Genomic DNA, 23,612 nt, shown 5'->3' with positions numbered 1-23,612 from the left:
TCTGATATAGTTATAAAATGTAAAAATTTATGTTCAATAAGTGTGTACTTTTACCTAATAAGAGTAAGTGGAACAGGAATAACATGAAACGGAAATGGTGTCATCTTTAGTGTTGCCGTTTTCTTTTTGTCTTGTTAGCACACTTTTAAATGGACGGTAGCACACAATATTTGAGGGGTGAATCTGTTTGGCAGGTCAAGTTGTCCAATATGGAAGACATCGTAAACGTAGAAACTACGCGAGAATTTCAGAAGTATTAGAATTACCAAACTTAATAGAAATTCAAACTAAATCTTATGATTGGTTCCTAAAAGAAGGTTTACTAGAAATGTTCCGTGATATCTCACCAATTGAAGATTTCACAGGTAACCTATCATTAGAGTTTGTAGATTACAGATTAGGTGAACCAAAGTATGATTTAGAAGAATCGAAAAATCGTGACGCTACTTATGCTGCACCTCTTCGTGTTAAAGTGCGTCTCGTTATAAAAGAAACAGGTGAAGTTAAAGAGCAAGAAGTATTTATGGGAGACTTCCCATTAATGACAGATACAGGTACGTTTGTTATTAATGGTGCAGAGCGTGTTATTGTATCGCAATTAGTACGTTCACCATCCGTTTACTTTAATGAAAAAATTGACAAAAACGGACGAGAAAATTATGATGCTACAATCATTCCTAACCGTGGTGCCTGGTTAGAATACGAAACAGATGCTAAAGATGTTGTCTATGTTCGTATTGATAGAACTCGTAAATTGCCATTAACTGTCTTGTTACGCGCATTAGGCTTTTCAACTAATCAAGAAATTGTTGAGTTGTTAGGCGATAACGAATACTTGCGTAATACATTAGAAAAAGACGGAACAGAAAACACTGAACAAGCGTTATTAGAAATTTATGAACGTTTACGTCCTGGTGAACCACCAACAGTTGAAAATGCAAAAAGTTTATTATATTCTCGCTTCTTCGATCCGAAACGCTATGATTTAGCAAGCGTTGGACGTTATAAAGCGAACAAAAAATTGCATCTAAAACACCGTTTATTTAATCAAAAATTAGCAGAGCCTATCGTAAACAGCGAAACAGGTGAAATTGTTGCTGAAGAAGGTACTGTATTAGATCGTCGCAAATTAGACGAAATTATGGACGTTCTTGAAACAAATGCGAATAGTGAAGTATTCGAATTAGAAGGAACAGTAATAGACGAACCGGTTGAAATTCAATCAATCAAAGTCTATGTACCAAATGATGAAGAAGGTCGTACAACAACGATAATTGGTAATGCTTTACCAGATTCAGAAGTGAAATGTATCACACCTGCAGATATTATTTCTTCTATGAGTTACTTCTTCAACTTATTAGCTGGCATTGGTTACACGGATGATATCGATCATTTAGGTAACCGTCGTTTACGTTCAGTTGGTGAGTTATTGCAAAACCAATTCCGTATTGGTTTATCAAGAATGGAACGTGTTGTGCGTGAAAGAATGTCAATTCAAGATACAGAATCTATCACACCACAACAATTAATTAATATTAGACCAGTTATTGCATCAATTAAAGAATTCTTTGGTAGTTCTCAATTATCACAATTCATGGACCAAGCTAACCCATTAGCAGAATTAACACACAAACGTCGTTTATCTGCGTTAGGACCTGGTGGTTTAACACGTGAACGTGCACAAATGGAAGTTCGTGACGTGCATTATTCTCACTATGGCCGTATGTGTCCGATTGAAACACCAGAGGGTCCAAACATTGGTTTGATTAACTCATTATCTAGTTATGCGCGTGTCAACGAGTTTGGCTTTATTGAAACGCCTTATCGTAAAGTAGATATTGATACAAATGCAATCACAGATCAAATTGACTACTTAACTGCTGATGAAGAAGACAGTTATGTCGTTGCACAAGCGAACTCTCGCCTTGATGAAAATGGTCGTTTCTTAGATGATGAAGTAGTATGCCGTTTCCGCGGTAATAATACTGTTATGGCTAAAGAAAAAATGGACTACATGGATGTATCTCCTAAACAAGTTGTTTCAGCTGCGACAGCATGTATTCCATTCTTAGAGAACGATGACTCTAACCGTGCATTGATGGGTGCAAACATGCAACGTCAAGCAGTTCCGTTGATGAACCCTGAAGCGCCGTTCGTAGGAACAGGTATGGAGCATGTTGCTGCTCGTGACTCTGGTGCTGCGATTACTGCAAAATACAGAGGTCGTGTAGAACACGTTGAATCTAATGAAATCCTAGTGCGTCGATTAATTGAAGAAAATGGAAAAGAATATGAAGGCGAACTTGATCGCTATCCATTAGCGAAGTTTAAACGCTCTAACTCTGGTACATGTTATAACCAACGTCCAATTGTTTCTATTGGCGACGTTGTAGAATACAATGAAATTCTAGCTGACGGTCCATCAATGGAGCTTGGTGAAATGGCATTAGGCCGCAACGTTGTAGTTGGTTTCATGACTTGGGACGGCTATAACTATGAAGATGCTGTCATCATGAGTGAACGTTTAGTCAAAGATGACGTTTACACATCTATTCATATTGAAGAATATGAATCAGAAGCACGTGATACGAAATTAGGACCTGAGGAAATCACACGTGATATTCCTAACGTCTCTGAAAGTGCACTTAAAAACTTAGACGATCGCGGTATTGTTTATGTAGGTGCAGAAGTTAAAGATGGCGATATTTTAGTAGGTAAAGTAACGCCTAAAGGTGTCACAGAGCTAACAGCTGAAGAACGTCTATTACATGCAATCTTTGGTGAAAAAGCACGTGAAGTGCGTGACACTTCATTGCGTGTACCACATGGTGCTGGCGGTATTGTGCTAGATGTTAAAGTCTTCAACCGTGAAGAAGGAGATGACACACTTTCTCCAGGTGTTAACCAATTAGTACGCGTATATATTGTGCAGAAACGTAAAATACACGTTGGGGACAAAATGTGTGGTCGTCATGGTAACAAAGGTGTCATTTCTAAGATTGTTCCAGAAGAGGACATGCCTTATTTACCAGATGGACGTCCAATTGATATTATGTTAAACCCACTTGGTGTGCCATCACGTATGAACATTGGACAAGTTCTAGAGTTGCATTTAGGTATGGCTGCTAAAAACTTAGGTATTCATGTTGCGTCACCAGTATTTGATGGTGCGAACGATGAAGATGTATGGTCAACAATTGAAGAAGCTGGTATGGCACGTGACGGTAAAACCGTATTATATGATGGCCGTACAGGTGAGCCATTCGACAACCGTATCTCAGTTGGAGTTATGTACATGCTTAAACTTGCACATATGGTTGATGACAAATTACATGCTCGTTCAACAGGTCCATACTCATTAGTTACACAACAACCACTTGGTGGTAAAGCACAATTTGGTGGACAACGTTTCGGTGAGATGGAAGTATGGGCACTTGAAGCTTATGGTGCTGCCTATACATTGCAAGAAATCCTTACTTATAAATCTGATGATACGGTAGGCCGTGTTAAAACATACGAAGCTATCGTTAAAGGTGAAAACATTTCTAGACCAAGTGTTCCTGAATCATTCCGTGTATTGATGAAAGAACTTCAAAGTTTAGGTTTAGATGTGAAAGTGATGGATGAGCACGATAACGAAATCGAAATGGCAGATGTTGAAGATGAAGATACAACAGAGCGCAAAGTAGATTTGCAACAAAAAGATGCGCCACAATCTCAACAAGAAGAAACTGCTGATTAGTCAATATATTAGATATAAGGAATGGTGTTAGGAACAAGTGCTACGGATGTTTAAACATAATGTGTTTTGAGTTGCATCCATCCTAACCTTTCCTTAATTTCAATAGATGTAAATCAATCAAATGGCACAGCTAATCTAAATTGAAGGAGGTAGGCTCCTTGATTGATGTAAATAATTTCCATTATATGAAAATCGGTTTAGCCTCACCTGAAAAAATTCGTTCATGGTCATATGGTGAAGTGAAAAAACCAGAAACAATTAATTATCGTACGTTAAAACCAGAAAAAGATGGCTTATTCTGTGAGAGAATATTCGGCCCAACTAAAGATTGGGAATGTAGTTGTGGTAAATACAAACGTGTGCGTTATAAAGGCATGGTTTGTGATAGATGTGGTGTTGAAGTCACTAAATCTAAAGTTCGTCGTGAAAGAATGGGACATATTGAATTAGCAGCTCCTGTATCTCATATTTGGTACTTCAAAGGTATCCCAAGTCGTATGGGTCTGTTATTAGACATGTCTCCTAGAGCATTAGAAGAAGTTATCTATTTCGCTTCATATGTTGTCGTCGATCCAGGTCCAACTGGTTTAGAAAAGAAAACTTTATTATCTGAAGCTGAATTTAGAGACTACTATGACAAATATCCAGGACAATTCGTTGCTAAAATGGGTGCAGAAGGCATTAAAGATTTATTACATGAAATTGACCTTGATGAAGAGCTTAAGCAATTACGTGATGAATTAGAATCAGCAACTGGTCAAAGATTGACACGTGCAATTAAACGTTTAGAAGTTGTTGAATCTTTTAGAAATTCTGGCAATAAACCTGAGTGGATGATTTTAGATGTACTTCCAATTATTCCACCAGAAATCCGTCCTATGGTTCAATTAGACGGGGGCCGTTTTGCTACAAGTGACTTAAATGACTTATATCGTCGTGTCATTAATCGTAATAATCGTTTAAAACGTTTATTAGATTTAGGTGCGCCTGGTATTATCGTGCAAAATGAAAAACGTATGTTGCAAGAAGCAGTAGATGCTTTAATTGATAATGGACGACGCGGACGCCCAGTTACTGGACCAGGTAACAGACCTTTGAAATCTCTTTCTCATATGTTGAAAGGTAAACAAGGTCGTTTCCGTCAAAACTTACTCGGTAAACGTGTTGACTATTCAGGACGTTCAGTTATCGCAGTAGGTCCAAGCTTGAAAATGTACCAATGTGGTTTGCCAAAAGAAATGGCGCTCGAATTGTTCAAACCTTTTGTTATGAAAGAGTTAGTACAACGTGAAATTGCCACAAACATTAAAAATGCGAAAAGTAAAATTGAACGCATGGATGATGAAGTTTGGGATGTATTAGAAGATGTTATTAGAGAACATCCGGTTCTGTTAAACCGTGCGCCTACGCTTCATAGATTAGGTATTCAAGCATTTGAACCAACATTAGTAGAAGGTCGCGCAATTCGACTTCACCCACTTGTAACAACAGCTTACAATGCGGACTTTGATGGTGACCAAATGGCTGTTCACGTACCATTATCTAAAGAAGCTCAAGCAGAAGCACGTATGCTTATGCTGGCTGCACAAAATATTTTGAACCCTAAAGATGGTAAACCAGTTGTTACGCCATCACAAGATATGGTATTAGGTAACTACTACCTTACTTTAGAGCGCAAAGATGCAATTAATACTGGTGCTATTTTTAACGATACAAACGAAGTGTTAAAAGCATATGCCAATGGCTATGTACACTTGCATACACGTATCGGTGTACATGCTGGGTCATTTAACAACCCGACATTTACTGAAGAACAAAATAAAAAAATCTTAGCTACATCTGTAGGTAAAGTCATTTTTAATGAAATTATTCCAGAATCATTTGCGTATATTAATGAACCATCACAAGCAAATTTAGAAGACAAAACACCTGATAAATATTTTGTTGATCCATCACAATTAGGTGAAGGTGGACTTAAAGCATTCTTTGAAGAACAAGAATTGACTGAGCCATTCAACAAAAAATTCTTAGGTAATATTATTGCTGAAGTCTTTAATAGATTTAGCATTACTGATACATCAATGATGCTTGACCGTATGAAAGACTTAGGTTTCAAATTCTCATCAAAAGCAGGTATTACTGTAGGTGTCGCAGATATCGTTGTATTACCAGACAAAAAAGATATCTTAGATGAACATGAAAAACTTGTTGATCGAGTAACAAAACAATTCAATCGTGGTTTAATAACAGAAGATGAACGTTATAATGCAGTCGTTGAAATTTGGACAGATGCTAAAGACCAAATTCAAGGCGAATTAATGCAATCACTTGAGAAAACAAACCCAATCTTTATGATGAGTGATTCAGGTGCGCGTGGTAACGCATCTAACTTTACGCAATTAGCTGGTATGCGTGGTTTAATGGCTGCGCCATCAGGTAAAATTATTGAGTTGCCAATCACTTCTTCATTCCGTGAAGGTTTAACCGTATTAGAATACTTCATTTCTACCCATGGTGCACGTAAAGGTCTTGCCGATACAGCGCTTAAAACAGCTGACTCTGGTTACCTTACTCGTCGTCTTGTTGACGTTGCACAAGATGTTATTGTACGTGAAGAAGACTGTGGCACTGACCGTGGTTTACTTGTATCTGATATTAGAGAAGGTACAGAAATGATTGAACCGTTTATCGAACGTATCGAAGGTCGCTATTCTAAAGAAACAATTCGTCACCCTGAAACGGATGAAATTATCATTCGTCCTGATGAATTGATTACAGCTGAAATCGCGAAGAAAATTACCGATGCAGGTATTGAGCAAATGTACATCCGTTCAGCATTTACTTGTAACACACGTCACGGCGTATGTGAAAAATGTTATGGTAAAAACCTTGCGACAGGTGAAAAAGTTGAAGTGGGTGAAGCAGTTGGAACAATTGCTGCTCAATCAATTGGTGAACCAGGTACGCAGCTTACAATGCGTACATTCCACACAGGTGGTGTAGCAGGTAGCGATATCACTCAAGGTCTTCCACGTATCCAAGAGATTTTCGAAGCGCGTAATCCAAAAGGACAAGCTGTGATTACTGAAATCGAAGGTGTTGTTGAAGATATTAAATTAGCGAAAGACCGTCAACAAGAAATTGTTGTTAAAGGCGCAAACGAAACAAGATCTTACCTTGCTTCAGGTACTTCAAGATTAAAAGTAGAAGTAGGACAATCAGTTGAACGAGGAGAAGTATTAACAGAAGGTTCAATTGAGCCGAAAAACTTCTTAGCTGTGGCTGGTTTAAATGCTACTGAAAGTTACTTGCTTAAAGAGGTACAAAAAGTTTATCGTATGCAAGGTGTAGAAATCGATGATAAACACGTTGAAGTAATGGTTAGACAAATGCTACGTAAAGTGCGTATTATCGAAGCTGGCGACACTAAATTATTACCAGGTTCACTTGTAGATATTCACCACTTTACAGACGCAAACCGCGATGCATTTAAACAACGTAAACGCCCAGCAACAGCCAAACCAGTGTTGTTAGGTATTACTAAAGCATCTCTTGAAACAGAAAGCTTCTTATCAGCGGCTTCATTCCAAGAAACAACACGTGTCCTTACAGATGCAGCTATCAAAGGTAAACGTGATGACTTACTTGGACTTAAAGAGAATGTTATTATTGGTAAACTTATCCCAGCTGGTACAGGTATGAGACGATACAGTAGCGTTAAATACGATAAAACCACTGTTCCAGTAGCTGAACAAACAGAAGAACAATTAACAGACAAATAATAAAATTGACTGGGACATTTCCTGAAAAATTAGCTAGTAAATGCGGTTTTTGTAACATCATTTACTAGCTATTTTATTTACAATACTTGTATTGAAAGCTCACTTGCTTAGTCGACACTTCTGAGTGTGGTCCCAACTTGTTGGAAATATTTGTTTCTGACACTATGATTTTCAATCAATTTTGCTATTATATATTGACTGTAATAAAGTTAAGTGTTATTATTGTAAAGGTTGATGCAAGCAGAACTTTGGAGGATGTTCATGTCTAATGAAAAAGTTGCACGCTTTAACAAACAACACGTTGTAGTTGGTCTTAAAGAAACGCTCAAGGCGTTAAAGAAAGATCAAGTTACAGCATTGATTATTGCAAAAGACGTCGAAGTATTTTTATTATCTCACGTGTTTAGCTATATCAATCACACAAATATACCTGTTTATTATTTCGAGAGCAAACAAGCTCTTGGCAAATATGTAGGTATTAATGTTAATGCGACAATTGTTGCATTATTGAATGAGAATTAGTAAGTATTTGCTTACTAACTTTTATTTAACCTTAAAATGAACCACCTGGATGTGTGGGATTAAAAAGTGAAGAGAGGAGGACATACTCAATGCCAACTATTAACCAATTAGTACGTAAACCAAGACAAAGCAAATCTAAGAAATCAGATTCACCAGCTTTAAATAGAGGTTTCAACAGTAAAAAGAAACAATTTACTGACTTAAATTCACCTCAAAAACGTGGTGTTTGTACGCGTGTAGGAACAATGACTCCTAAGAAACCTAACTCAGCGTTACGTAAATATGCACGTGTGCGTTTATCAAATAACATTGAAATCAACGCATACATCCCTGGTATCGGACACAACTTACAAGAACACAGTGTTGTACTTGTTCGTGGTGGACGTGTAAAAGACTTACCAGGTGTGCGTTACCATATTGTACGTGGTGCACTTGATACTTCAGGTGTTGATGGACGTAAACAAGGTCGTTCATTATACGGAACTAAAAAACCTAAAAACTAAGTTTAAGATTGTGTAAATTTTAAATGAGAAAACTAAAAATATACTATAATGTGAAGGGAGGATTTTAATTATGCCTCGTAAAGGATCAGTACCTAAAAGAGACGTATTACCAGATCCAATTCATAACTCTAAGTTAGTTACGAAATTGATTAACAAAATTATGTTAGACGGTAAACGTGGAACAGCACAAAGAATTCTTTATTCTGCTTTCGACTTAGTTGAACAACGCAGCGGTCGAGATGCATTAGAAGTATTCGAAGAAGCAATCAATAATATTATGCCAGTATTAGAAGTTAAAGCTCGTCGTGTAGGTGGTTCTAACTATCAAGTACCAGTTGAAGTTCGTCCAGAACGTCGTACAACATTAGGTTTACGTTGGTTAGTAAACTATGCGCGTCTTCGTGGTGAAAAAACGATGGAAGATCGTTTAGCTAACGAAATTTTAGATGCAGCTAATAATACAGGTGGTGCAGTTAAGAAACGTGAGGATACTCACAAAATGGCTGAAGCGAACAAAGCATTCGCGCACTACCGCTGGTAAAATGAAAGCTTTTACCCTGAGCGTGCTCCAATCCATTGGTTTACCAGTGCTGGTACATGCTTAGGGCATCGCCATATCTAAAGTACTTATTCAGTAAATACTGGAAGGAGAAAAAATACATGGCAAGAGACTTTTCTTTGAAAAATACTCGTAACATCGGTATCATGGCTCACATTGATGCTGGTAAAACAACTACGACTGAACGTATTCTTTATTACACAGGTCGTATCCACAAAATTGGTGAAACACATGAAGGTGCTTCACAAATGGACTGGATGGAACAAGAGCAAGATCGCGGTATCACTATTACGTCAGCTGCTACAACTGCGCAATGGAATGGTCACCGTGTTAACATCATCGATACACCAGGACACGTAGACTTCACTGTTGAGGTTGAACGTTCTTTACGTGTACTTGATGGTGCGGTTACTGTACTTGATGCACAATCAGGTGTAGAACCACAAACTGAAACAGTATGGCGCCAAGCTACAACTTATGGCGTACCTCGTATTGTATTCGTAAACAAAATGGATAAATTAGGTGCGAACTTTGACTACTCTGTAAGCACATTACATGATCGCTTACAAGCAAATGCACAACCTATCCAATTACCAATTGGTGCTGAAGATGACTTTGAAGCAATCATCGATTTAGTTGAAATGAAATGTTTCAAATACAACAATGATTTAGGTACTGAAATTGAAGAAATCGAAATCCCAGATAGCCATAAAGAAAAAGCTGAAGAAGCACGTGCAACATTAATTGAAGCCGTTGCTGAAACAAGCGATGAGTTAATGGAAAAATATCTTGGTGACGAAGAAATTACTGTTCCTGAATTAAAAGAAGCGATTCGTGAAGCTACTACAAATGTAGAATTTTACCCAGTACTTTGCGGTACAGCTTTCAAAAATAAAGGTGTTCAATTAATGCTAGATGCAGTAATTGACTATTTACCATCACCATTAGATGTTAAACCAATCATTGGTCACCGTTCTGAAAATCCAGACGAAGAAGTTATCGCGAAAGCAGACGATGATGCAGAATTTGCTGCATTGGCTTTCAAAGTAATGACTGACCCTTATGTTGGTAAATTAACATTCTTCCGTGTGTACTCAGGTACATTATCATCTGGTTCATACGTGAAAAACTCTACAAAAGGTAAACGTGAACGTGTAGGTCGTTTATTACAAATGCATGCAAACTCACGTCAAGAAATTAGTACCGTGTACTCAGGCGATATCGCTGCTGCGGTAGGTCTTAAAGACACAGGTACAGGTGATACTTTATGTGGTGAGAAAAATGACATTATCTTGGAATCAATGGAATTCCCAGAACCTGTTATCCACTTATCAGTTGAACCAAAATCTAAAGCTGACCAAGATAAAATGACAACAGCTTTAGTTAAATTACAAGAAGAAGACCCAACATTCCATGCACATACTGATGATGAAACTGGACAAGTTATCATTGGTGGTATGGGTGAATTACACTTAGACATCTTGGTTGACCGTATGAAAAAAGAATTCAACGTTGAATGTAATGTAGGTGCGCCGATGGTTTCTTACCGTGAAACATTCAAAAAAGCTGCACAAGTTCAAGGTAAATTCTCTCGTCAATCTGGTGGACGTGGTCAATACGGTGATGTTCACATTGAATTTACACCTAATGAAACTGGCGCTGGTTTCGAATTCGAAAACGCAATCGTTGGTGGTGTAGTTCCTCGTGAATACATTCCATCAGTTGAAGCAGGTCTAAAAGATGCTATGGAAAATGGTGTCTTAGCTGGTTATCCACTAATTGATGTTAAAGCTAAATTATTTGATGGTTCATACCATGATGTCGATTCATCAGAAATGGCCTTCAAAATTGCTGCATCATTAGCGCTTAAAGAAGCTGCTAAAAAATGTGATCCAGTTATCTTAGAACCAATGATGAAAGTTACAATCGAAATGCCTGAAGAATACATGGGTGATATCATGGGTGACGTAACAGCTCGTCGTGGACGTGTTGATGGTATGGAACCTCGTGGTAATGCACAAGTTGTTAACGCTTATGTACCGCTTTCAGAAATGTTCGGTTATGCAACATCATTACGTTCTAACACACAAGGTCGCGGTACTTACACAATGTACTTTGACCACTATGCAGAAGTTCCAAAATCAATTTCTGAAGAAATCATTAAGAAAAACAAAGGCGAATAATTTAACTTGTTTTAACCTTGCTAACTAGGTTAAAATACACTTTGAGTTAAAACAACTTTGCTCACGCTTTTACAATTGATTTTTTGTAGAAAATGCATTATAAAGGAATTATGAATTTCTTTGAGGCAACTCAATCTATTATATTCTCATGATGGTGAGAAACTGTCATGAGAGATAATATTGAAATAACTTTTAACTAGAAGAGGAGAGATTTAATAATGGCAAAAGAAAAATTCGATCGCTCAAAAGAACATGCCAATATTGGTACTATCGGTCACGTTGACCATGGTAAAACTACTTTAACAGCTGCAATTGCAACTGTATTAGCAAAAAATGGTGATACTGTAGCACAATCATACGACATGATTGACAACGCTCCAGAAGAAAAAGAACGTGGTATTACAATCAATACTGCACACATCGAATATCAAACTGATAAACGTCACTATGCGCACGTTGACTGCCCAGGACACGCTGACTATGTTAAAAACATGATCACTGGTGCTGCTCAAATGGACGGCGGTATCTTAGTAGTTTCTGCTGCAGATGGTCCAATGCCACAAACTCGTGAACACATTCTTTTATCACGTAACGTTGGTGTGCCAGCATTAGTAGTATTCTTAAACAAAGTTGACATGGTTGACGATGAAGAATTATTAGAATTAGTAGAAATGGAAGTTCGTGATTTATTAACTGAATATGACTTCCCAGGTGACGATGTGCCTGTAATCGCTGGTTCAGCATTAAAAGCTTTAGAAGGCGACGAAAAATACGAAGCTAAAATCTTAGAATTAATGGATGCAGTTGATAACTACATTCCAACTCCAGAACGTGACTCTGACAAACCATTCATGATGCCAGTTGAGGACGTATTCTCAATCACTGGTCGTGGTACTGTTGCTACAGGCCGTGTTGAACGTGGTCAAATCAAAGTCGGTGAAGAAGTTGAAATTATTGGTATCCACGATACTACTAAAACAACTGTTACTGGTGTAGAAATGTTCCGTAAATTATTAGACTACGCTGAAGCTGGTGACAACATCGGTGCGTTATTACGTGGTGTTGCTCGTGAAGATGTACAACGTGGACAAGTATTAGCTGCTCCAGGTTCAATTACACCTCACACTAAATTTAAAGCTGACGTATATGTTTTATCTAAAGATGAAGGTGGACGTCATACACCATTCTTCTCAAACTACCGCCCACAATTCTATTTCCGTACTACAGACGTAACTGGTGTTGTTAACTTACCAGAAGGTACAGAAATGGTTATGCCTGGCGACAACGTTGAAATGACAGTTGAATTAATCGCTCCAATCGCTATCGAAGACGGAACTCGTTTCTCAATTCGTGAAGGTGGACGTACTGTAGGATCAGGCGTTGTAACTGAAATCATGGAATAATTTAATTATTCAAAGCTCCCTTTAGGGGGCTTTTTTAGATTTAGAATTGTTATATAAGTAAAAGCTACGCCATGATGATACTTGATTGTATCTTTGATGGCGTAGCTTTTTCAGTTAAAAAACATGTTCTAATTCTAGTATTTTTAAGAAGACACTAGCCGCATACTTAAATGCGGACTCATCAATATCAAAATGTGGATTATGATGAGGTGCTGTTATTCCTTTATCTACATTGCCACATCCCGTTAAGAAAAAGGCACCTGGACGCACTTTTAAATAGTGAGAAAAGTCTTCTCCAATCATCATTAAATCAGACTCGTTAAATCTTAAGTGCAAGTCATTCGATGCTTGTTTCACTTGAGCGTATGCTTGTGGATGATTATGCACTGGTAAATAGCCTTTAATGTATTCTAAATCATAAGTAATATCATTGGCTAAAGCTAGTCCCTGTAGTAGTTTGTCCATACGCATTTCGACGTGCTCTTGTATGTCAGTATCAAATGTTCGCACGGTACCTTTACAGAAAGCACTATCAGGAATAACACTATCAGATGAACCAGCTTGAATCATACCAAATGTTAATACAGCTTCTTTAACAGGGTCTATCGTACGAGAAATAATTTTTTGTGCACTTAATATAAATTCAGCCATAATAACGATAGGATCTATCGTTTCATGTGGCTTTGCACCGTGTCCACCTCTGCCTTTTATGGTAACTGAGAATTCGTCAGGGCTTGCCATGATTGCACCGGGTCTAGAATAAATCGTGCCTGTTTCATAACCACTCCATAAGTGTGTGCCATAAATTTTATCAACATCTTGTAAACAGCCATCTTCTATCATTTCTTGAGAACCGCCAGGCATGATCTCTTCACCATATTGGAATATGCAGACGACATTCCCTTTTAACAAATGACGATGCTCATGAATAATTTCTGCTACACCAAGTAAAATAGCGGTATGACCATCATGACCACAAGCATGCATAAAGCCTTCATGTCGCGATTTGTAAGGCACATCATTCAATTCCGTTACAGGTAATGCATCGAAATCAGCGCGAAAGGCTATAGTAGGGCCTTCTTCATTCCCTTTGAAGGTCGCCTTAATACCATTACGGCCAACAGGGGCTTCGATATCACAGTCAAGATGGCTGAGTTGATTTAAAATATAATTATGAGTCCAAGTTTCTTCGAATGATGGTTCGGGATACTGATGCATATAGCGCCGCATTTGAATCATTCGATTTTCTTTATGACTCGCTAATTGAAACCAATCTAACACGTGTTTCACTTCCTCCATTATGTTCGTATTTCTTAGTATATCAAACTCTGCACGAGCGATATAGATGTGAATAAAAATCTTTTATTTATAAAATTGATTATGCCATTTTTATATTAGGCTGGACATAAATTTCACAATAATATTCCGTATGATTGACTCGCTTGCTTAGGGGAAGTTTCAGCTTGTCCTATTCGCTTAAGTGTCTCACTAAAATACAGGATATTTATATGAGTTTTCATATTTAAAATACTTTAAAAAAACAAGGCACTTTTATAGTACTTAATCAATGTTACTAAACAAAATGAACGAGCTACCTTATGTATAAAAACGATAACATGAGGCATCATAAACTATTAATAGAAACTTCAGTTTTAATCCCTTTAGTTAGAAATAACACTCGAAAGAAATACTTTGACAGTGCTATTTTAATTCGTTACAGTTATATCCCAAACTGAGGGATTGATTTAATAAATGAAAAAATAATCATACTGCAATAATGATAAGGCTTTCATGAGCGATTAAAATAAGGTATGATAAATGTGAAATTCGAATACAAGGGGGACATATTTGTGGTTCAATCATTACACAACTTTTTAGAAGAAAATATTCAATATTTAAAAGACAACGGTTTATATAATGAAATCGATTCAATCGAAGGTGCCAATGGTCCTGAAATTACTATTAATGGTAAAACGTATATTAACCTATCTTCAAATAATTACTTAGGACTGGCTACTAACGAAGATTTAAAAACGGCAGCTAAATCTGCAATCGATTCACATGGTGTAGGCGCAGGTGCTGTACGCTCAATTAATGGTACATTAGACTTACATGATGAGTTAGAAGAAACATTAGCGCAGTTTAAAGGAACTGAAGCAGCCATTGCATATCAATCTGGGTTTAATTGCAATATGGCTGCAATTTCGGCAGTCATGAACAAAAATGACGCGATTTTATCAGATGAATTAAACCATGCTTCAATTATTGATGGTTGCCGATTATCTAAAGCTAAAATCATTCGTGTAAATCACTCAGATATGGATGACTTAAGAGCTAAAGCTAAAGAGGCTGTTGAATCTGGTAAATATAATAAAGTAATGTATATTACTGATGGCGTATTTAGCATGGATGGTGATGTTGCCAAGTTACCTGAAATTGTAGAAATTGCTGAAGAGTTTGGTTTAATCACTTATGTGGATGATGCACATGGTTCAGGAGTTATGGGTAATGGTGCTGGAACCGTTAAACATTTTGGTTTACAAGATAAGATTGATTTCCAAATCGGTACACTTTCTAAGGCCATTGGTGTTGTTGGTGGTTACGTAGCAGGTACGAAAGCGTTAATAGATTGGTTAAAGGCACAATCTAGACCATTTTTATTCTCTACATCATTAGCCCCTGGTGATACTAAAGCTATTACAGAAGCTGTAAAAAAATTAATGGCTTCTACTGAGTTGCATGACAAACTCTGGGATAATGCACGATACCTAAAAGACGGATTAGCAAAACTTGGCTTTAATACAGGTGAATCAGAGACACCAATTACTCCGGTTATTATTGGAGATGAAAAAGAAACTCAAGAATTTAGTAAACGTTTAAAAGACGAAGGTATATATGTAAAATCAATCGTCTTTCCAACAGTACCACGTGGCACTGGTCGAGTAAGAAATATGCCTACTGCAGCGCATACGAAAGAAATGTTAGATAAAGCAATTGCGGCTTATGAAAAAGTAGGTAAAGCATTAGGCACAATCGAATAGTGTAAACTATCATTATCCACTGGCTACAAAGCTAGTGGATGTTTTTTATGGAGTGAAATGCTAAACTGAAATGCGTAAACACACTTGTATGGAGGTCTGGGAATGTTAGTTATAAATGAACAAGATCAACAGCAATTATTGAATATGAAAGAAGTGATCGATGAAGTTGCTCATGCACTGAAAGCTTTTTCAGAGGGAAAGACAGAAACACCATTACGCTATGTATTACCATTTAATAATGAAAATAAATATTTGGTTATGCCTGCGCTTTCAGATGAGTTGAAAATTGTTGGTATCAAAACTGTAACATTTGCACCAGAAAATCCTGAAAAAGGTAAAAAAACAATTACTGGTTCTGTATTATTAAGTGACTATGAGACTGGAGAAACACTAGCTGTGTTAGATGGGAATTATTTAACCAAAATTCGCACAGGTGCTATTTCCGGTGTTGCAACTAAATACTTAGCACGTGAAGAAGCTAAAACATTATGCGTGATAGGTGCAGGGGACCAAGCACAAGGATTAGTGGCTGCAGTTATGGCAGTGAGAAATATAGATACTGTTCATTTTTCAAGTCGTACTAAAGAAAAAGCCAATCAATTCGCAGATACAGTTGCTAAAAAATATCACGTTACAACAAAAGTTTTTAATGTGGCCGATGATGCTATGGAAAAAGCCGACATTATTGTAACTGCTACGAATTCTAGTTACCCAGTTTATTCTCGTTCGCTAAAGCCTGGAGTGCATTTAAATGCGGTAGGTTCATTTAAGCCAGATATGCAAGAATTACCATCAGAATCAATGTTAGTTGCTAATAAAATTGTTGTAGAATCGGTTGAAGCAGCCATGGAAGAGACAGGGGATTTAAAAGTACCACAAGATGAAGGTTTAATTACAGTAAACTCACTGTATGGAGAGTTAGGTGATATTGTAGCGGGAAACATTCTAGGACGTGAAGACAATAAAGAAGTAACGCTATTTAAATCAGTTGGATTAGCAATTATCGATATTGTCGTTGCACATTATTTTTATAAGAAAGCACTAAAAAACAGCAATAAATCATAAAATATGTTGAAACAAGTGCTTCAATAAAAATAAATTAACACAACACCAAACGTAAAGATTGTTAGTCTAAACTAAAGCTAATACGGCAATTAAATTAATGAAAGAGAGATATTTTGTATGTTAGAACTGAGACCATTACGCAACAAAGATGAAGTTGCTTTAAGACATTATGTAGAAGCGTGGTATCATAACAATGAACCGATTGTGCCTAACAATACTGATTTAGCCAACTACACTTCCTTTAAACATATGGTTGAGGAATTGAATAACAAAGGTGTACATAAGGATTGGGTTCCTACAACAACACTATTTTGTTTTAAAAATGATGAAATTGTTGGTGCGGTAGATATTCGACATCAGTTAAATCAACGTTTGACCAATATAGGCGGTCATGTAGGTTATGGTGTAGTGAAATCTCAGAGAGGTCAAGGCATCGCTTTATATATGCTCAAAGAAGCGAAGAAAATATTGAAAGAATTGAATGTTGATAAAGTTTTAATGACGTGCAATCCTAAAAATTATGCGTCTCAAGCAGTTATAAAGCATTGTGCTGGCTATGAAATAGCACCTTATATTAAGAAAAATGGGCAGTTAGTCAGCCGTTTTGAAATTCCGAATGATTGAAGGTTAAAATATGAAAGAATTAAAAGTTGTATATGCATTAATTCAAAATGAAGATGGACAAGTCTTACTTGTACATAACACAGACGGTGGAGGTTGGTCATTGCCTGGAGGTAAAGTTGAGCCGGAAGAAACGTTAGTAGAGGCTGTAAAGAGAGAAATTATGGAAGAAACAGGTTTGGAAGGACAAATTGGTGATATATTAAGTATTAATGAGGGCAAGTCACGATCCATGGATGTCCACACACTATTCTTTATGTTTCGTGTAACGGTTACGTCATTTGCGACTCAAATCCAGGTGCCAAATGAAATATCCACAGTACGTTGGATGACGATAAGAGAAGCGGATGAGAAATTAATTTATTATCAACAAAGTTTAGCAGAACTGTTGAAAAATAGAGCAACTTACGATTATGAAGGTTATGTATCGTAAAAATAAAGGATGATAGAAGGTCTGTCTCAATAGGCCATTTATCATCTTTTCATATCTTTATGATTAACTGAATCATATTTTTAACAATAATACAGGCAACAATTAAAATAATGAGACTTGAAATCTTATTTAACAGGGTGATATATTTACCTGTTTTATCGAGATGACCGATGACTTTACCAATAATTGCTAATAAAATAAACCAAAACCAAGAAACGCTTATTGTTGCAAATGTAAACCACCATTTGTCTAGACCTTGATATAATGTTGAACTTGTACCAATGACTCCAATAGTATCCATAATAGCATGTGGATTAAGTAATGATACTGATAAAGTAAAACTAATTTGCTTCTTAGCAGACATAGGAGGTTGTGATTTTAAATCAGCCGGTTGTTCACGCCACAATGACCTAGCGATATATAATAAAAAAATGAAGCCAACAAGAAAAATGACGAGTTGTAACATAGGCAGTGAGATTAAGATAAGTGATACGCCTAGAACGGCTAGCAATATTAACACGCTATCACACAATCCTGCTGTGATAATGACAGGCAGTGTGCTTATGAAATGCTTATGATTAGCGCCTTGATTAAACACAAAGACATTTTGTGCGCCTAAAGGTAAAATTAAGCCTAATGCTAATAAAAAGCCATGGGAGATTGCTTGAAACATCTGAGTAACACGTCCTTTCAAGAATTTACTCAGCATATTATAAGTTCAATAAGTGGTAAAGACATTGTCGGAAATGCCTCACATCTTATGCGCTTAAAAATGAGTCAGTCGCAATAAATGAGTTTAGATTTAGAAGATTATGATAGCTAAAAATTAGTGGTTTAAGTAATTGCTAATTAATAAAGATAATGCAATAGACATCAAGGAATAGCGTACACTTAAAAGTGCAGCATATTCCCAATTGCTATTGTTGGGTAGAAAACATACATATTATTGTCCCTGTTTTCTACCCGGCGTCAAAAGTTTATAAATAGTTTTACAATGAACTGTAAAATCGCAAGGCAATGAAGTAAAACTAGGACTGCCTTTTATTTATAAATTTTAATTTAGCACAATGTAAATCAAAAAACAATATGTAATTACTGTGAATTTTTATATCAGGATTCATTTTTGAATGAAAAGAACCTAGTTTCGAATGTTTAATGAGTATCGAAATATCACTTAATAACAATCATATTTATAATAAATTGAATATTTGATGAATTAAAAAGCTAATATTTTAAAATTAGTTAGTAAAAATGTACTTTGTGTATATACATGTAAGCGTTTTTATATTATAATATTTGTGTAAATACAGGTAATGTACATATAGTAAGGACAAAAATACTTTTAGCAAAAACAAAGGGAGCGTATATTTTTATGAAAAGAATAATGATTACGGGTGCTTTAGGACAAATTGGTACGGAATTAGTAGGTAAATGCAGAGAAATTTATGGCACAGACAATGTTTTAGCTACTGATATTAGAGAGCCTGAAGCAGATTCACCTGTGAAAGATGGTCCTTTTGAAATTTTAGATGTGACTGATAAGGATCGTATGTTTGAGATTGTTAAGGATTTTGAAGCAGATTCATTGATGCATATGGCTGCTTTATTATCAGCGACTGCTGAGAAAAAACCGTTATTAGCATGGGAATTAAATATGGGTGGACTTATGAACGCGCTAGAAGCAGCAAGAGAATATGACTTGCACTTCTTTACGCCAAGTTCAATAGGTGCTTTTGGTAGCTCAACACCAAAAGTAAATACGCCACAAGTGACCATCCAACGACCAACAACGATGTATGGTGTGAATAAAGTAGCTGGAGAATTATTATGCCAATATTACTATGAAAAGTTTGGTGTAGATACACGTAGTGTCAGATTTCCAGGGCTTATATCTTATGTTAAAGAACCAGGGGGCGGCACGACTGATTATGCTGTTGAAATATACTTTAAAGCTGTTCGTGAAGGGCGTTACACTAGCTATATAGCTAAAGACACATATATGGATATGATGTTTATGGATGACGCGATTGATGCCATCATCAAACTAATGGAAGCAGATAGTGAAAATTTAGTAACACGCAATGGTTATAATCTTAGTGCAATGAGCTTTGAACCAGAAATGCTCAAAGAAGCGATTCAACAATACTATCCAAATTTTGTTTTAGATTATGAAGTGGATCCAGATCGTCAAGGCATTGCGGATACTTGGCCTGACAGTATTGATACAAGTTGTTCACGCAATGAATGGGGCTTTAATCCTCAATACGATTTACCTAAGATGACTAAGATTATGCTTCGAGCAATTGAAGCGAAAGACAAAATATAAATATATCTTCAAACACGATGCATATCAATAAAAAATAGGATAACTCTTACCTCATAAGCTTGAAAAATGCTTAAGGGGTAAGAGTTTTGTTATGCTTGTTAAATAACGGTTAATATTCTGATATATTTTGAATTTTTAGAAAATTTATTGAAAGACGCCGTTGAGATTGCTATAATTACATATAATTATTGATAACGGAAATTTTTAGGAGGCAATATTCATGTCAGAAAAAGTAAAATTTGTAGAACGTCAAGCACTTAAAGAAAAACCAGATACTGCTGGTTTAGGATTTGGACAATATTTCACAGATTACATGCTCAGTTATGACTATGATATCGATAAAGGTTGGCATGATTTAAAAATCGTACCGTATGCACCATTAGAAGTATCACCAGCCGCACAAGGTTTACATTATGGACAAGCCGTTTTTGAAGGGTTAAAAGCATATAAAACGAATGATGAGGTTGTCTTATTCCGTCCAGACCAAAACTTTAAACGTATTAACGATTCTTTAGCACGTTTAGAGATGCCGAAAATTGATGAAGATGTATTATTAGAGGGATTAAAACAATTAGTTGATGTAGAACGCGACTGGGTACCAGAAGGAGAAGGCCAATCATTATATATTCGACCATTTGTTTTTGCAACGGAAGGTATCCTTGGTGTGCGCCCATCACACCAATATAAATTATTAATTATTTTATCACCATCAGGTGCATATTATGGTGGAGACACATTGAAATCAACAAAGATTTATGTCGAAGATGAATATGTACGTGCCGTACGCGGTGGTGTTGGATTTGCTAAAGTAGCAGGAAATTATGCTGCAAGTTTACTCGCACAAAGTAATGCGAATAAGCTAGGTTATGATCAAGTATTGTGGTTAGATGGTGTTGAACAAAAATATGTTGAAGAAGTAGGTAGTATGAACATCTTCTTCGTTGAAAACGGAAAAGTAGTTACGCCAGCATTAAATGGTAGTATCTTACCTGGTATTACACGCAAATCAATCATCGAATTAGCTAAAGAATTAGGCTATGAAGTTGAAGAACGTAAAGTATCCGTTGATGAATTATTTGAAGCATACGATAAAGGTGCTTTAACTGAAGTGTTTGGTTCAGGTACAGCAGCAGTAATTTCACCAGTAGGAACATTACGTTATGAAGACCGTGAAATTGTAATTAACAATAATGAACCAGGAGAAATTACTAAAAAATTATACGATACTTACACAGGCATTCAAAGTGGTAAATTGGAAGATAAACACGGTTGGCGTGTGGTTGTTCCTAAATATTAATAGGTTATTAGAATTAAACAGGATGGGACATCAATGTCTCTGACAAGTTGAAGAGGGAGCGGGATAGAATTCATTATGAATTCGTATTCTCGCTCCCTTCATTATTCATATGAAGTGTCATTAAGACAAAGCTCAATGCTTTTAAGTATCAAGTATTTTAGGATTTATGTTCAACCTGCTTTAAATTTCTTGAAATAAAAAGAGAAGATTTAACATTTTTATTAAATTATAGCTTTGATTAGAAAAACAATGTCATTCATACTTAGGTACTGAATGTTTTTTATCAACAACGCATACTTTTTTGTGTCATTATTGAATCATAATTACAGCTTGGTATATAGAGTGGTTGTGTAGGAAAAATTAACCAAAAAGATTTTAGAAGAGATTAAAATAAAAGTGACAATAATATATTGAGGTGAGCAAAATGAATGATTTATTTGGTTTCATAACTAAAGTTATTGATTTCTTACGTAGTATTCTTGTCAACGGTGAACCTAGAAGATAACCAACGAAAAAACTCCTTAAGTATACTGAGCCTCAAATGATGCGTCTTGGTTTAGTACACTAATTAAAGAGCTTGTTTCCCAAAAAGGGAACAAGCTCTTTGATTTTTTATAAACTATGAAGTTAAACAATGGTTAATTATTTTATTTAAATAATAAAATACGTAGACTGTGTAGTAATATTTTAAAGTTATAAAACGAGAGAACACTCATCCATAAAATAGTTTGGAGAGTGTTCTCGATTTGTATCAATATATTTGTTGCCATTATATAAAAGAATATTTAATTTCTATAATACTAGCTACAACTACTAAGTTGTTTTTTTAGTATAAAGATATATTGGGGTACCTGCTAACGTAATAGCTATCCCAATAAACGCTAGTATCGGTTGTGTAATTAAGGTATTAACTAGAACGAATATACCGGCAATAAGCGCGATACCAGGAATAAATGGATACAATGGCACTTTGTACGGACGGGGCAACCCTGGTTCTCGACGTCGTAACAAGAATACGGCTATAAATGCCATACAGTAAAATGACCATATAACGAATATCAGCATATTTGTAATCGTATCAAAAGCGCCAAGTAAAATCATTACTGTAGCAATGATTACTTGTATCATGCCACCAAACCATGGTGCTTTTGTAGGTGTTAAGCTTGAGAATAGACGTTTAAATGGCAAGCGATTATTTTGCGCCATTGCGTATGGAATACGCATGCCTGTCATAGTATAACCATTCATTGTTCCATAGACTGATATTAAAATACCAATGGTAACCAGTTTACCGCCAATTGGTCCAAACAATAGGTTAGAAGCATCACTGGCAGCATTTAAGTTACCGGCAATATGAGAAATAGGTAATGTCATTAAAAATGCAGCATTTATTAATAAATATACTAGCATAATACAACCTATACCTATTGCGATAGCGCCAGGTAAATCTTTGCGTGGATTTTTAAGTTCTCCTGCAATATTTCCTACGTGAATCCAGCCATCATATGCAAACATCGTTGCTAGCAATCCACTACCAAGTGCTGTGAAGAAACCTGAATGCGTGCCGTTTTCTATAGGGAACAATGAGAAGTCTACATTGCTGCTATTGAACCAGCCGAATACTACGATAACGGCAATAGGAATAAGTTTGATTACTAAAGTTACGGATTGTAGAATACCACCGACTTTAGAACCCATGCAGTTAAATGCTAATATTGATACAGCACTAAGAAAGGCAATGGGAATAATCCAAGCTGGACTCAAATGAAACAAATTAATCAGTTGTGTCCCAAAGACAATCGCTAGTGCTGCGATATTGGCTGGGAAGTAAATAAAGGCTTGAGCCCACCCGGATAAAAAGCCCCAAAAATCACCATAGGTATATTCAATATATTTGGTGAGGCCTCCCGTTTCTGGGATAGCCGCAGCCAATTCAGCACCTGTTAGTCCCGCACAAATGGTCATGAGACCACCTAAGAACCATACAAGCATAGCCATACTTGTTGAGCCTGTTACTTCTGTTACATTGGATACTTTAAAAAATACACCTGATCCAATTACAGATCCCATAACAAGAGAAAGTGCTGCAAAAAAACCAATATTTTTCTTTAAATCTGTTGAGTTTGTATTCATGG

The 23,612-nt window shown here is 36.3% G+C and carries 16 protein-coding genes; 13 read left to right on the top strand and 3 right to left on the bottom strand.

Going from position 1 to position 23,612, the window contains the following annotated elements; genetic code table 11:
- Positions 1-187: 187 nt before the first annotated feature.
- From rpoB to tuf, 7 genes are all read left to right on the top strand, one after another.
- Positions 188-3,742 (top strand): DNA-directed RNA polymerase subunit beta, encoded by a 3,555-nt coding sequence (gene rpoB / locus AL499_RS05720; RefSeq protein WP_002492996.1) that lies wholly within the window; start codon positions 188-190, stop codon positions 3,740-3,742.
- Positions 3,743-3,927: 185 nt separating this feature from the next.
- On the top strand, positions 3,928-7,524 hold the full coding sequence (gene rpoC / locus AL499_RS05715) for a DNA-directed RNA polymerase subunit beta' (RefSeq protein WP_161510814.1): 3,597 nt from the start codon (positions 3,928-3,930) through the stop codon (positions 7,522-7,524).
- Between the two features lie 261 nt (positions 7,525-7,785).
- Positions 7,786-8,046 carry a ribosomal L7Ae/L30e/S12e/Gadd45 family protein gene (locus AL499_RS05710; RefSeq protein WP_002492989.1) on the top strand — a complete coding sequence of 87 codons (261 nt, stop codon included), beginning with the start codon at positions 7,786-7,788 and terminating at the stop codon, positions 8,044-8,046.
- Positions 8,047-8,135: 89 nt separating this feature from the next.
- Entirely contained in the window at positions 8,136-8,549 is a 414-nt protein-coding gene (rpsL, locus tag AL499_RS05705) for a 30S ribosomal protein S12 (protein WP_002459933.1), read from the top strand.
- 70 nt (positions 8,550-8,619) lie between these two features.
- Positions 8,620-9,090, top strand: a complete 471-nt coding sequence (rpsG, locus tag AL499_RS05700) for a 30S ribosomal protein S7 (protein ID WP_001137495.1) — start codon at positions 8,620-8,622, stop codon at positions 9,088-9,090.
- 119 nt (positions 9,091-9,209) lie between these two features.
- Positions 9,210-11,291, top strand: coding sequence for an elongation factor G (gene fusA / locus AL499_RS05695; protein WP_002479461.1), 2,082 nt, complete (start codon positions 9,210-9,212; stop codon positions 11,289-11,291).
- A 218-nt stretch (positions 11,292-11,509) separates the two neighbouring features.
- Positions 11,510-12,694 carry an elongation factor Tu gene (gene tuf / locus AL499_RS05690; RefSeq protein WP_002459931.1) on the top strand — a complete coding sequence of 395 codons (1,185 nt, stop codon included), beginning with the start codon at positions 11,510-11,512 and terminating at the stop codon, positions 12,692-12,694.
- Positions 12,695-12,808: 114 nt separating this feature from the next.
- Here the strand turns inward: tuf and AL499_RS05685 are convergent, their stop codons facing one another.
- On the bottom strand, positions 12,809-13,975 hold the full coding sequence (locus AL499_RS05685) for a M20 family metallopeptidase (protein WP_002479460.1): 1,167 nt from the start codon (positions 13,973-13,975) through the stop codon (positions 12,809-12,811).
- Positions 13,976-14,544: 569 nt separating this feature from the next.
- On the opposite strand from AL499_RS05685, the gene AL499_RS05680 reads away from it, so the two are divergent.
- The 4 genes from AL499_RS05680 to AL499_RS05665 all read left to right on the top strand — a co-directional run bounded on the left by AL499_RS05680 (position 14,545) and on the right by AL499_RS05665 (position 17,854).
- Positions 14,545-15,735, top strand: coding sequence for a glycine C-acetyltransferase (locus tag AL499_RS05680; RefSeq protein WP_002479459.1), 1,191 nt, complete (start codon positions 14,545-14,547; stop codon positions 15,733-15,735).
- A 102-nt stretch (positions 15,736-15,837) separates the two neighbouring features.
- Complete coding sequence (locus tag AL499_RS05675) at positions 15,838-16,800, top strand: ornithine cyclodeaminase family protein (RefSeq protein ID WP_002492946.1); 963 nt, start codon at positions 15,838-15,840, stop codon at positions 16,798-16,800.
- Positions 16,801-16,917: 117 nt separating this feature from the next.
- The gene (locus AL499_RS05670) at positions 16,918-17,424 is read left to right on the top strand and encodes a GNAT family N-acetyltransferase (protein ID WP_002459927.1); all 507 of its coding nucleotides are present in this window, start codon (positions 16,918-16,920) and stop codon (positions 17,422-17,424) included.
- Between the two features lie 10 nt (positions 17,425-17,434).
- Positions 17,435-17,854: an NUDIX hydrolase gene (locus tag AL499_RS05665; protein ID WP_002492975.1), complete on the top strand. Its 420-nt coding sequence runs from the start codon at positions 17,435-17,437 to the stop codon at positions 17,852-17,854.
- A 49-nt stretch (positions 17,855-17,903) separates the two neighbouring features.
- Here AL499_RS05665 and AL499_RS05660 read toward each other — a convergent pair whose 3' ends face one another.
- Entirely contained in the window at positions 17,904-18,527 is a 624-nt protein-coding gene (locus AL499_RS05660) for a LysE/ArgO family amino acid transporter (protein ID WP_002492962.1), read from the bottom strand.
- Positions 18,528-19,226: 699 nt separating this feature from the next.
- Here AL499_RS05660 and AL499_RS05655 point away from each other — a divergent pair.
- Together AL499_RS05655 and AL499_RS05650 are read left to right on the top strand one after the other, a co-directional pair.
- Positions 19,227-20,180 carry an NAD-dependent epimerase/dehydratase family protein gene (locus AL499_RS05655; protein ID WP_002479454.1) on the top strand — a complete coding sequence of 318 codons (954 nt, stop codon included), beginning with the start codon at positions 19,227-19,229 and terminating at the stop codon, positions 20,178-20,180.
- A 220-nt stretch (positions 20,181-20,400) separates the two neighbouring features.
- Positions 20,401-21,477, top strand: a complete 1,077-nt coding sequence (locus AL499_RS05650; RefSeq protein WP_002459923.1) for a branched-chain amino acid aminotransferase — start codon at positions 20,401-20,403, stop codon at positions 21,475-21,477.
- 813 nt (positions 21,478-22,290) lie between these two features.
- Here AL499_RS05650 and AL499_RS05645 read toward each other — a convergent pair.
- Positions 22,291-23,610: an APC family permease gene (locus AL499_RS05645; protein ID WP_002492979.1), complete on the bottom strand. Its 1,320-nt coding sequence runs from the start codon at positions 23,608-23,610 to the stop codon at positions 22,291-22,293.
- Positions 23,611-23,612: the final 2 nt, after the last annotated feature.

It is taken from the genome of Staphylococcus lugdunensis (genome assembly GCF_001558775.1).
In the GTDB taxonomy this organism is placed as follows: Bacteria; Bacillota; Bacilli; order Staphylococcales; family Staphylococcaceae; genus Staphylococcus; species Staphylococcus lugdunensis.
The sequence above is the reverse complement of the archived record's forward strand: the minus strand, read 5'-3'. Positions and strand labels throughout refer to the sequence as shown.